Annotated in this window: 11 protein-coding genes; 9 read left to right on the top strand and 2 right to left on the bottom strand. The window is 57.7% G+C overall.

All coding sequences use genetic code 11. From position 1 onward, the window contains the following. Nucleotides 1–42 precede the first annotated feature (42 nt). Nucleotides 43–1674 carry a lytic transglycosylase domain-containing protein gene (locus DCC27_RS04705; RefSeq protein ID WP_110110334.1) on the bottom strand — a complete coding sequence of 544 codons (1632 nt, stop codon included), beginning with the start codon at nt 1672–1674 and terminating at the stop codon, nt 43–45. A 253-nt stretch (nt 1675–1927) separates the two neighbouring features. On the opposite strand from DCC27_RS04705, the gene DCC27_RS04700 reads away from it, so the two are divergent. After that, on the top strand, nt 1928–2299 hold the full coding sequence (locus DCC27_RS04700) for an Rv2175c family DNA-binding protein (RefSeq protein WP_110099316.1): 372 nt from the start codon (nt 1928–1930) through the stop codon (nt 2297–2299). Between the two features lie 29 nt (nt 2300–2328). On the opposite strand, the gene DCC27_RS04695 is transcribed toward DCC27_RS04700, so the two are convergent. Beyond that, complete coding sequence (locus tag DCC27_RS04695) at nt 2329–3429, bottom strand: polyprenyl synthetase family protein (RefSeq protein WP_233242844.1); 1101 nt, start codon at nt 3427–3429, stop codon at nt 2329–2331. On the opposite strand from DCC27_RS04695, the gene dinB reads away from it, so the two are divergent. From dinB to DCC27_RS04655, 8 genes are all read left to right on the top strand, one after another. Continuing rightward, nucleotides 3414–4808: a DNA polymerase IV gene (gene dinB, locus DCC27_RS04690; protein WP_233242845.1), complete on the top strand. Its 1395-nt coding sequence runs from the start codon at nt 3414–3416 to the stop codon at nt 4806–4808. The two genes, DCC27_RS04695 and dinB, sit on opposite strands and share 16 nt — an antisense overlap. 122 nt (nt 4809–4930) lie before the next feature. Beyond that, complete coding sequence (locus tag DCC27_RS04685; RefSeq protein WP_110099365.1) at nt 4931–5320, top strand: DUF3040 domain-containing protein; 390 nt, start codon at nt 4931–4933, stop codon at nt 5318–5320. 198 nt (nt 5321–5518) lie between these two features. After that, nucleotides 5519–5707, top strand: a complete 189-nt coding sequence (locus DCC27_RS04680) for a hypothetical protein (protein ID WP_110099317.1) — start codon at nt 5519–5521, stop codon at nt 5705–5707. Nucleotides 5708–5972: 265 nt separating this feature from the next. Then, nucleotides 5973–6404 carry a division/cell wall cluster transcriptional repressor MraZ gene (mraZ, locus tag DCC27_RS04675; protein WP_110099318.1) on the top strand — a complete coding sequence of 144 codons (432 nt, stop codon included), beginning with the start codon at nt 5973–5975 and terminating at the stop codon, nt 6402–6404. 181 nt (nt 6405–6585) lie between these two features. Then, nucleotides 6586–7608, top strand: a complete 1023-nt coding sequence (gene rsmH / locus DCC27_RS04670) for a 16S rRNA (cytosine(1402)-N(4))-methyltransferase RsmH (RefSeq protein ID WP_255410739.1) — start codon at nt 6586–6588, stop codon at nt 7606–7608. Further along, on the top strand, nt 7605–8348 hold the full coding sequence (locus DCC27_RS04665) for a cell division protein FtsL (protein WP_110100440.1): 744 nt from the start codon (nt 7605–7607) through the stop codon (nt 8346–8348). The genes rsmH and DCC27_RS04665 overlap by 4 nt, the downstream gene beginning before the upstream one ends. Before the next feature lie 89 nt (nt 8349–8437). Continuing rightward, entirely contained in the window at nt 8438–10228 is a 1791-nt protein-coding gene (locus DCC27_RS04660) for a penicillin-binding protein 2 (protein ID WP_110100441.1), read from the top strand. After that, the gene (locus tag DCC27_RS04655) at nt 10222–12018 is read left to right on the top strand and encodes a Mur ligase family protein (protein WP_110100442.1); all 1797 of its coding nucleotides are present in this window, start codon (nt 10222–10224) and stop codon (nt 12016–12018) included. Before DCC27_RS04660 ends, DCC27_RS04655 begins: the two co-directional genes overlap by 7 nt. Nucleotides 12019–12021: the final 3 nt, after the last annotated feature.

Below are 12021 nucleotides of genomic sequence, written 5' to 3'. Positions count from 1 at the left end.
TGGTTGATGAGACAGCGCCGAGCGGGGTGGCTTTCAGCCGGTTTAGAACCGTTGCATGTAACCGCGGACCTTCTTCACATAGTCCTTGGTGTCGGGGTACATACCGTTCTTCCGCACCCCGGCCTGTCCCTGATAGTAGGAGGCAATGCCAAAGTCCAGGGAACTGGAAGTCCGTTGCAAGTGGCGGATGATGGCGATCCCCGCAGTGATATTGTCCTGAGGATTTAATAAGTTCAGTTTCCGACCAACCATCTGGGATGCCCATTCACCGGAGGACGGAATCACCTGCATCACACCAATAGCGTTGGCCGGGGAGACCGCGGTGGCATCGAAACTCGACTCTGCCATGGCGTGAGCCAACGCGAGTTTCGGATCGACGCCCATGCGGATGGCGGTGTCACGCACCATCGCTTGCACCTCCGCCCGGGAAGGGGTTGGAGCATTGAGTAGAGCCTGCTTATTCGCATTCGCATTCGCTACCACGTGATCCGGGTAGGTGTAGTGCAAGAACGTATTACCCACCAACTGCTTCGGCTGGCCGGAGCCCGAGTTGGTGGACCCGCTTGCGGTTCCGACGGATCCGGTGGTTGCTTTTGATGACCCGGAGAGCTTGAGTTGCTGACCCGGATAGATGGGGGAGCTGACTTTTAGTCTGTTGGCGTTGAGCAGTGTCGAGAGTGAGACTCCGTGGCGGGCGGCGATGCCGGAGAGGGTGTCTCCTCGTTTGACGGTATAGGTCGAGGACTTCGATGAGCCTGCGTTGCCGGAGGTGGTTTTTGTGTTGGTTGCTGGACGTGAGGGTTTCTTTGAGCCGGTGTTGGTGCCAGAGAGCTTGATCTTCTGTCCCGGGTAAATGATCGAGCTGGTCTTCAGTCCGTTGGCGTTGAGCAGTGTCGAGAGTGAGACTCCGTGGCGGGCGGCGATCCCGGAGAGGGTGTCTCCTCGTTTGACGGTATAGGTCGAGGACTGTGATGAGCCTGCGTTGCCGGAGGTGGTTTTTGTGTTGGTTGCTGGACGTGAGGGTTTCTTTGAGCCGGTGCTGGTGCCAGAGAGCTTGATCTTCTGTCCCGGGTAAATGATCGAGCTGGTCTTCAGTCCGTTGGCGTTGAGCAGTGTCGAGAGTGAGACTCCGTGGCGGGCGGCGATGCCGGAGAGGGTGTCTCCTCGTTTGACGGTATAGGTCGAGGACTGTGATGAGCCTGCGTTGCCGGAGGTGGTTTTTGTGTTCGTTGCTGGACGTGAGGGGGTCTTTGAGCCGGTGCTGGTGCCGGAGAGCTTGATTTTCTGTCCCGGGTAGATCACAGAACGCGTGCTCAGGTCCGGGTTCCAGCGTAGCAGCTGAGACAACGAAACGTTGTTCCGGGCGGCAATGTGAGAAAGAGTGTCACCAGGTTTCACGGTGTAAATCTTTTCAGACTGACGCCCGGCCGGGATTTTAGCTGAACTCAGAGAGGCCGGGAGCTCGGTCACAGTGCCTCGGGAAGCGCTGACCCGCTTGGTGATGATCTGCTGTGCGGAGGCAATATTGGCTGGCGACGCGGTCTTTGGTTCGAATTGGACCGCGGGAACGTCAGCATGTGCTGCGGCCACGGACCCCAGAGTGACCAGGGGCAACGTGGTCCCTGCGATGGCGGTCGTATAGAGCCGGGAGGCACCGGATGCGCGCTGAGACATAGATATATCCTCTTGCGTCAGGCACCTGTAGCCAGGGGAAGTTCTCCCGAGATCAATGTGACAGGAGTAGCAACAAGGTGTTGTTGATGAAAATGTTACCTATGTAAAGTTACAACACTGATGGGGCTAATGTGAAGTGAGGGAGACACTTTTTTAGCGACACGCCGTGCAATGTTCGCGAAATCCGGAGAATGCGTGATTCCCGGGTGACATGGGGCATTGTGAATTGATGGTTATCCGATAGTTTTAAGGCATGACTCAAGAAGCAGAAACATCAGATCTCGATCACCTGGTCGGGGAATGGTTAACCCTGCCAGAGGTCGCAGAGCGTTTGGGCGTGGTGGTCACCAAGGTTCACAACATGATTCGTGACCGCCGTCTGATCGCTCTGCGTCGCGGAGAGAATAACGTGCGGAGCGTGCCGGCGCAGTTCTTCGACGACCGAGGTTTATTAGGCTCGCTCAAAGGGACCATTATCGTGCTGTCGGATTCAGGGTTTGATGACGAAGGCATCGTGCGCTGGTTGTTTACCGAGGACGAGTCGCTTCCGGGTCGTCCTATTGATGCGTTGCGCGCTGGTCAGAAGGCTGAAATCCGGCGTCGCGCACAGGCGTTGGCCTGGTAACTGGCTCACAGGACAGTAACGCTGACAGGTCAGCTCTTGCGGTGCAGGAGCCGTTGGGTCAGATCGATGATCTCGGATCGGGTGCGATCATCGAGGTTGAGATTATTCAGGTTGGTTAGCGCTTCCGAACCGAGCTGTGAGACCTCCGTTGTCACACGTTGCAGGGCACCTGAGTCTTTGAGAAGATCTTGAATCTCAGCCACCGAGACATCATTGAGGTCCTCGGTCCCTAAAGCTGAGGTCAACGTTTCTCGGCCGGCGGCGTCCAGGGATAACAGCGCGTGAGCGACCAACTCGGTCCGCTTGCCTTCCCGAAGATCATCTCCCGCGGGTTTTCCGGTCAGTTCGGGATCGCCAAAGACGCCGAGAATATCGTCCTGAAGCTGGAAGGCAATGCCAAGGGGGGTGGAAAAACGTCGTAGTTTTTTCAGGGTATTTTCATCGGCCCCAGCGAGAATAGCACCGATTTCAAACGGCCACACGGTGGTGTAGTGGGCTGATTTATGGCGTAGCACAGTGCGAGCCCTTTGCAACATTGCTTCAGCAGAAATAGCGGATACATCTACTTCCGAGACGAGATCCAGATACTGCCCGGTCATCACTTCGAAGCGCATCATTTGAAATGCCGAGGTGGCGGTTGCTGCATACGGGGTGGCATCCGCCACGGCGCTAAAGCACTCTTCACTGGCCGACAGGGCCAGATCTCCGGCCAGAACCGCGGCGGCTACGCCAAAGTGAGAGCCATCCTGAGTCCAACCTTTGATGCTGTGCAAGGCCTCAAAGGATTTATGGACCGAGGGGCCACCGCGACGGGTATCGGAGCGGTCCACAATGTCATCGTGAATCAGGGCAGCAGCCTGAAAAAGTTCCAATGCTGCCGCTGCTTCAACGATGCGGTGATCTGTTGCTGAGCCCCCAGCAGCTCGCCAGCCATACCAAGCGAGCAAACCGCGAACGCGTTTACCGCCGGAGCACAAACGGGAGATTTCATCGACCAGGTCAACCGCTTGTTCGGACATCTGCTCAGCCCGGTCACGGTACTGCTGAAGAAACGTGTCCAGATAGGAGGCAAGCTTGGTACGAAACTGTTCGGCAGTTCTGCCGGCGGATGAGGATGCTTGGGACGACACGATACTCCTACCTTGATGCCAACGTGGTCGGCGGCGCTCTGCTCCCACGCTACCTGCCATGTGACTACAGTGGAGACATGGGCGCGCAGACAGACAGGAATCAACAGCAAGACCCCAGCTGGGATTCCACCATTTTGCATATTGATATGGACGCGTTCTTTTTGTCAGTGGAGTTATTGCAACGCCCCGAATTGGCAGGCAAACCCGCTGTGGTGGCGCACCATGGCCCTCGATCGGTGGTGACCTCGGCTTCCTATGAGGCTCGTGCATATGGCATCAAATCAGCGATGCCCCTCGCACACGCTCAAGCTCTGTACCCTCAGGTGGAGGTCCTGGAACCACACCGGGAGAAGTACACGGCCATTTCGGCTCAACTAACTGAGATCTGGACCTCTTTCACCCCGTTGGTGGAACGGCTCTCTATTGATGAAGCTTTCCTCGATATTTCAGGAGCGCGTAGACGCCTCGGTCCTCCGGCAGAGATCGCAGTGCAGGTCAAGGAGGCAGTGCGTGAGAGAACAGGTTTGGCAGCTACCGTCGGGGTCGCGATGAACAAATCCGTGGCCAAGATTGCGTCCACCCGGTCAAAACCCGATGGGTTAGGTGTGGTCCCGGCAATACAAACAGCCGAATACCTCGCCCCTCTGCCGGTGAATGTCATTTGGGGCGTTGGGCCGAAACTCTTCGAACGGTTCCAGAGTGCCAATATCCTCACGGTTGGTGATCTGGCAACTCAGGACCCGCAACGAATGCGTCGGTGGCTGGGGGTGGTCGGTCCCGATCTCGTCCAGTTGGCCCGTGGTATTGATCCGCGACCGGTGGTGCCACAACGCGACTCGAAATCAGTCGGCGTCGAGCATACCTTTGATCAGGACCTGGTCTCCGCTGAGCAAGTGCACCGATATCTGCTCGATCTCAGTTATGAATGCGCTCGCCGGCTACGGAGCGAAGGCGCCCAGGCTCGAGGTATTGTGGTGAAGGTCAAAGATGACCACCGCGCCACTCGCAATAAGTCCCGGGGACTGAGGCACCCCACCGCCTCGGGTGCACAGATCGTTACGGTCGCCGAGGAGCTCTTGGCTGAGCTGATGCAACAACGGTGGCACCCATTGCGCCTCCTAGGGGTGCGTGGGGAACGCCTGATCGATGCCGATTCCCTTGAGACAAGCGACGAAACCGCCACCGCACAGGAGGCTTTGTTTTCCTGGCACGTCAGTGAAGACTCACAGCCGTCTGACCGCAGAAACTCCGGGGAGTCTCTGGCTAGAACCGATGCTGTGATGGACGAAATCCACACCAAATTCCCTGATGCTGGGCTGAAACCAGCTACGTTACTTAAACATCACCGACAAGAACGAATCGGTGAAGATTCCGAGTGATCAAGGCCTCGGGAAGTATTTCTGCTTTTTTGGCGTTCTTCCAGCTATAAGACTTACTATAGGTACAAGGACAGTGGTCGAAGCGCATTTTCCGGGTTGATGTGCTGGACGAGGAGGCTATCGTGGCGTTATCAGAGCGTGAACAAGAGGTTCTTGCCCAACTTGAGCAGCAACTCAGTGACGACCCTCAGTTTGCGTCACAGATGGAGATACAAGAGGGTTCCTCCGCCCGGAAGCTCTCCACTCGAAATATCGTCTTGGGCGTGCTGATTGCCGTGGTCGGTTTGGTCGTGCTCCTTACCGGGGTGACCATTAACCAGATCTGGGTTGGTGTTCTCGGGTTCGTCATGATGGCCGGTGGTGTCTTTTTCACGACGCTGCGTGGCAAAACCGAAAAGGCCAACGCGTCAGACTCAACAGGTCAGTCCAAGAAGTCCTCGTCTAAGCAATCGTCGGGTTTCATGAGCGGTCTTGAAGAGCGTTGGGAACAGCGTCGTAACCAACAGCCCTAACCGCGTCTCAACGACGCGGCAAAAACTTCAGACAAAAGGCCGTGTCGCCTGATGTGTCCGCAGTGCGGATCACGCATCGGCGACACGGTTTTTTCATGCGCTTAACTGGTCTGCTTATAGTGCTCCACACCCCACCCCACCGCCCTCCGCATTCTCCCCTCCACCTTCCTCCACTCGGGCAGCGAGGTCTGTCTGCCCATGGGGGCAAGAGCTGACCGGGCGTTCAAGAACTCGGTGGACAAAACCTCGATGTTTGCGCTGGATCCGCATGATCACGCGCATTTGGCCGATCTCGATGGGGTTGACTGTCGTCGCCAGCAGCGGCCTTCCACCTTGCTGTTGGCAGCCGGTGGTGCTGGCGTCGACGGTTTTTTTAACGACGCTTGACGGCCTGTGCGAAAAATCCCTCCACTTTGCTCCCAAGGTCATCCCCACTGTGCTCTACCGTCCGTTTAACCGCAGAATCATGCCGATTTTGGGGAAATTTCGGTGGCTGCATCGTCCGTGCTCTCGAGAATTCTCAGCATTTTTTGAGTTGAAAACGCCCGGATTTGGTTGCGGGGGGAGCGAAGTGGGGTAAAGTGGAGGCAGGTAGAGGGCGGTGGTTCAGAGGACGCTCTGAGACACTCAACAAGGAAGAGGTGGTGGGGTCATGTTTTTGGGCACCTACACTCCTCGCCTTGATGAGAAGTCACGACTGATTCTTCCGGCGAAATTCCGGGAGGAATTGGCCAATGGGCTCGTTCTCACTCGCGGTCAAGAGCATTGCGTTTATGTGTTCTCGGCTCGGGAGTTTGAACGAGTGCATGAACAGATGCGTTCAGCGCCACTGTCATCACGCCAAGCACGCGACTACATCCGTGTCTTCCTCTCGGGTGCTTCGGACGAAGTACCGGATAAGCAGGGACGGATCACTATTCCGGTGTCACTGCGCGAATATGCCGGTCTCGACCGGGATGTCGCGGTCATCGGTGCTGGTACACGCGCTGAGATTTGGGATCTTGAGTCCTGGAACAACTACCTCGAGGAACAAGAAACTGCCTTCTCGGAAACCGATGAGGAAGTTCTTCCCGGAATCTTCTAAAACGGTCCGACCATAACTGAACAGACGAGATGGGGACATCTCGAACGTGGTGTCTTGATTCAGACCTCCAGCCGAAGGATTCGCTGGCCTGTCTTCCCCTGGGCCAGGGTATCCGGCTGGGGATCTGGATCAAGAACCGTCTAGAGGAGTAACGCGCATCGGATCAGTGAAGGAGGCGACCGTGCATCATTCCGTATCACCGGACGAAAACGCTGCACGTCGCCACACTCCTGTGATGATCGATCGCGTGGTGTCCTATCTGAATGAGGGGCTGGCGGTTGCGCGGTCTGAGAAGCGTCGCCCAGTGGTCATCGATGCCACGCTGGGTATGGGCGGGCACACTCACCGTTTGCTCTCCGATAATCCCGATCTGAGAATAATCGGCATTGACCGTGACACTCAGGCTCTGCAGATGGCACAACAACGGCTTGGGGAGTTTTCCGACCGGCTGGTGAGTTTTCACGGCACCTACGATGAAATCTCTGCTGCGATCCAGGCCGCCGAGACGCAACTGCAGACCCGGTTGGACGGCGTTGACGGAATCCTGTTTGATCTAGGTGTCTCGTCCTATCAGCTCGATGAACCATCCCGTGGCTTTGCCTACTCCTATGACGCTCCGCTGGATATGCGCATGGACCCCACCGATCAGCTCACCGCCGCCGACGTGGTTAACACGTACTCGGAAGCCGACCTGGAACGAGTGTTGCGCAACTACGGCGATGAAAAATTCGCCCGACGAATTGCCACAGAGATCGTCAAAACGCGACGACAGCGCCCGTATCGTGGCAGTCAAGAACTAGTTGAGACGATTATCCGCGCTATCCCAGCTGCCGCGGCGCACCGAGGCAGTCATCCGGCCAAACGAACCTTCCAAGCCCTACGCGTGGAAGTCAATCACGAACTCGAGGTCCTCACCCGCGCTATACCCGCTGCCATGGCGGTCCTGACGATCGGCGCACGCATGGTGGTCATGAGCTACCAATCCCTAGAGGACAAAATCGTCAAAAAAGCTATTCAACACCAGGCGCAATCACTGACTCCTGCTGGGTTCCCCGTGGAAGTCGAAGAGTACGCGCCGGTGGTGAAAATTCTCAGCAAAGGGACGGAAAAACCCACACCGACTGAGATCGAGCAGAATCCCCGGGCTGCAGCCGCCCGCGTCCGGGTCATTGAAAAAATTAGACCCACCAGGAGTAACGGATGAGCGCTTCCCCCCAGAGCATCCGCCAGACAGCCTCGTCGGTAACGGCCGATAAGCTTCCTGTGGTCAACGGTTCGAGTGCCGTCAAGGCCCCACTACCGACGACCCAGCCAAAACACGAGACAGCCACGCGACGTCGTCCCCACCTTGCTGTGGTCACGGCTCCGTTGCGAGCCACTCCCATGGGGACAGTCATCTTTTCCGTTGCTGTGCTACTGGCGGCATTGATTGTCGTGTTGGTCATCAATATTTCGGTCTCCAATAAACAGTACGAGCTGTTGGATTTGAACTCTCAGACCTCGGAGTTACGCGAAAAGAATGAGGACCTCGAACAGCAAGTCGCTCATCTGGCAGCTCCTCAGAATCTGGCACAGAAGGCCGTCGACATGGGAATGGTGTTGCCAGGAGCCTCCGCCTCCATCAATCTCGACAGCGGGAAAATCTCGGGTACCACCGAAGCGGCGTCTGACGACAACGTCCCGACGGAGTTCGTGGGATCACCTACGGTTGCGGCCTCGGAAGGACGCCAGGTCGAGGTCGCGGAATCCCAACGCCAAGCACGCGAAGAGCCGGTGGCTGTGGATGCCAAACCGGTCCCGAAAACTCTCGAGATTGACCGCAAGGTGGACGGCCCTGAGATTGGTCGTCCCTCCGACACGAGCCAAAGGTCCGAGTCATCGGCCAACGGTGATGCAGAATTGGATGAGACGAGGATGTCGTCGCCTCAGATCAGCATCCCCTGATGCCTTCCACGAGGTGCCATGGCCAACAAGGGCCAACCAGTCACAGCAGTGATGACGAACAGGCTAGAACGTTAAAGGATGAGTGTGGCATGACATCACAACATCAGCACCCCGCGATGACCACGCGTCTGCGGATTCGGTGGATCATTGCCGTCGCTCTGGTGTTGCTAGGGGTCCTCGCCACTCGTCTGGTCTGGGTTCAGGGGGTCGATGCGGCAGGTTTTGCCGATGAAGCCATGAATGAACGGCTGCGGTCGGTTCCGTTGCCGGCCGAACGCGGTTCGATCCTGGATAAGAACGGCAACGTGCTCGCCGAATCAGTGTCCCGCTATAACTTGGTGGCCGATCAACGCTTGAACGAGGATTATCGCGTCTGGGACGAAGAAAGTCGCTCGTATCAAGAATACGACATCGATGATCGGATCGATGAACTGGCCACCATTCTGGACATGGACCCAGATGATCTGCGGGCATTAATGATGGGTGATAGCCCCTACCAAATCATCACCCGCGGGGTCACCCCCGAGGTCCGTGATGAAGCTTTGGATCTGGACATTCCCGGTCTGATTGCTGAACCTGTCGCCGAGCGTAGTTACCCCAATGGCGCCGTGGCCGGTAATATTTTGGGCTTCTTGGGCCAAGAAGGCCACGGGCTGGAGGGATTGGAACAATCCCAGGAAGCCTCTCTGGAAGGTACCCCCGGGGAGCGAACGTTTGAAATCGCCGCCAACGGGGTACGGATCCCTCATGCCACGTTTGAAGAAACCGAGCCGGTCGACGGCCAAGACCTGCGGTTGACCATTGACCAGGATGTTTCGTGGTACGCCCAGGAAGCGATCGCAGAAAAGGTCGATGAGTACAACGCCGAATGGGGCAATATTGTGGTCCAGGAAGTCAAGACCGGCAATATTCTCGCTCTCGCGGATTCCACCACGGTTGATCCTTCCGATCCATCGAAAACGGATTCACTGTTTTGGCGCCCTACCTCGGTGACTCAGGCCTATGAACCCGGCTCGACCGGAAAAGTCTCGATTTTTGCGGCCGCGCTGAACGAAGGGGGTGTCGGCCCGACTACTCCCCATACCGTGCCGAATAAGCAGGAGTTCGATCACGAGGTCATTAATGACTCGATGCCGCACGATACCTATGACATGACCACCGCCGGGATCTTCGCCCGGTCCTATAACACCGGCACGGTGCAGGTGGCCGAAACGCTGAGTAAAGAACAGCGGTACGACTACATGAAAAAATTCGGTATCGGAGATCCGATCGATCTCGGATTGCCCTATTCCTCTTCCGGGCAGTTTGCCAACTGGCAAGACTGGGACCGCCGTCAACAGTTCACCACCACGTTCGGTCAGGGCTACTCCGTGACCGCCCTGCACACTGCCCAAATCTTCCAGACCGTGGCCAACGGGGGAGTGCGCAAGAATCCGCGACTCATTGACGCCTACGTGGACCCCGACGGTACCGAGCACGCCTACGATGGCGGTGAAGACCAGCGGGTGATCAGCGAAGAAACCGCCGACGAGATGCTGAAACTCATGGAGGGCGTGGTCGAAAACGGCAGCGGTGGTGCCTCCAAGATTCCCGGTTACCGGGTTGGCGGTAAAACAGGTACCGGTCAGGTCGCCGGTGAATCGGGTGGCTATGATAGCCACGTCACCACCTACGCGATGGTGGCACCGCTGGAAGACCCCGAGTACGTGGTGTCCGTTACGGTGTATCGCCCCGAGGGGAATTGGAAATCCTGGCAGGTCACCGATACTGCAGCAGATGTAATGTCCTACGTTCTGAATAAGAACTCGGTGCCTCACTCCACAACCGATTCGCAAGCCTACGACGTATTTGTCGACGACCCACAGAAGCGCCCATGGTAGATCCTTTGACTCAACACAACCCCTCCTTCCGACCAGAGCACCAGCCTGCCTATAGCATCGACGAGGTACTTGCGGTGCTCGAGCAGGCCGGCTCCCCGGCCATTGTGGTGCCCCCGGGCCAGGACGAGTCATCCCAAACCCACAGCACGGACACCCCGGAAATTACCGGTGTGGCGTTGGATTCGCGCGACGTGCAATCCGGAGACCTCTACATTGGGGTCCCCGGCGCGAAAGTCCATGGCGCACGGTTTATCGAAACCGCAGTGGCCGCCCCCGCTGTCGCCATCCTGACCGATGCGGAAGGCTTGGAAATCCTGCGCGAATATCCCTCGGGTCAGCAACTGCCGGTCATTGTGGTCAAGCAGGTCCGCGAGGTGATCGGTGCGGTCTCGGCACTGATCTACGGCACCGTCGCCACGCCCGGGGCCCCGCAGATCTATGCGGTCACCGGCACCAACGGCAAGACGACGACGACCTACCTGCTGGAATCCGGGCTATCTGGTATGGGGTTGACCACCGGGCTAGTCGGCACGATCGAGATCCAGGTCGGTGGGGCCAACGTGCCGGCTAAATTCACCACCCCGGAAGCACCCGACCTGCACGCGTTATTAGCCAGCATGCGCGAGCGTGAGATTCAAGCCACCGCCATGGAAGTCTCTTCCCATTCGCTGTCTTATCGCCGGGTGGCTGGCGTGCAGTTCGCTGTGTCCGGATTCACCAACCTCACCCAGGATCACCTGGACCTGCACGGGAGCATGCAGGAGTACTTCCTGGCCAAAGCGCAACTGTTCACCCCCGAATATTCCCAGACCTCGGTGATCACTCTCAACGGTGGCCCACAGATCGACTACGGCTACCACATGGCCCAGCATGCGTTGGCCGCCTATGGCGACGATACATTTGGCGACCATGTGATTACCTTGGATCTCGGCCCAGCGGCCGTCTCCCACGAGATCGCTGATCCGGCGCTGACCAAAGCAGAGATTCCCGCCATCTGGCAGGTGACCGATCTGCAGCCACGCCGGCTAGGATCGGTGTTTACGTTGCAACACCGGGACGGGTTCTGTCTCGACCTCGCTGTGGGCCTACCCGGTGAATTCAATGTCGCCAACGCCGCCCTGGCCGCCGTGATGCTGTTCACCGGATATCCCACCGAACGCTGGGATGAGATCACCAACGTGTTGACTGAAACCACCCAAGACCAGCCCGGTGCCTTCCGTGCGGTGCGGGTGCCCGGGCGGATGGAAATTGTCGCCAATGCTCCTACCACCATTGTCGACTTTGCCCATAACCCTGACGGGCTCTACCAGGCCCTGGAAGCGGTCAACCAAGCACACCAGATTGCAGAGCACCCGGGCAAAACCATCCTGGTCTTCGGTGCCACCGGCGAACGCGATACCACTAAACGTGCGGTGATGGGAGACATTGCGGTGCGCGGAGCCGACATTGTCATTGTCTCCGATGACGATCCGCACTCCGAGGACCCGACTGCCATCCGCTTGGACGTAATGGCCGGGGCCCGCCAAAGCATCGAGGAACACGGGCTGGACACCGCATTGCACGAAATCGCCCCGCGCAACAAGGCCCTGGCGTACGCCGTAGAGCTGGCGGGAGAACACGACATCATCCTGGCCGCCGGTCGCGGGCACGAGACCTCCCAGGACTTTGGCACCCACTCGGTAGAGCTCGACGACCGAGTGGCCTTAGAACAGGCTCTGATGGATTACGGATATGTCACAATACGAGACGACTCGTCGCGTCGTGAGCAGGTCGAAAGCCGTAACGGATAAACT

This window comes from Auritidibacter sp. NML130574 (genome assembly GCF_003185725.2).
GTDB classification, from domain to species: domain Bacteria; phylum Actinomycetota; class Actinomycetes; order Actinomycetales; family Micrococcaceae; genus Auritidibacter; species Auritidibacter ignavus.
Note: the sequence above shows the minus strand (reverse complement) of the source record. Positions and strands in the feature narration are given on the sequence as shown.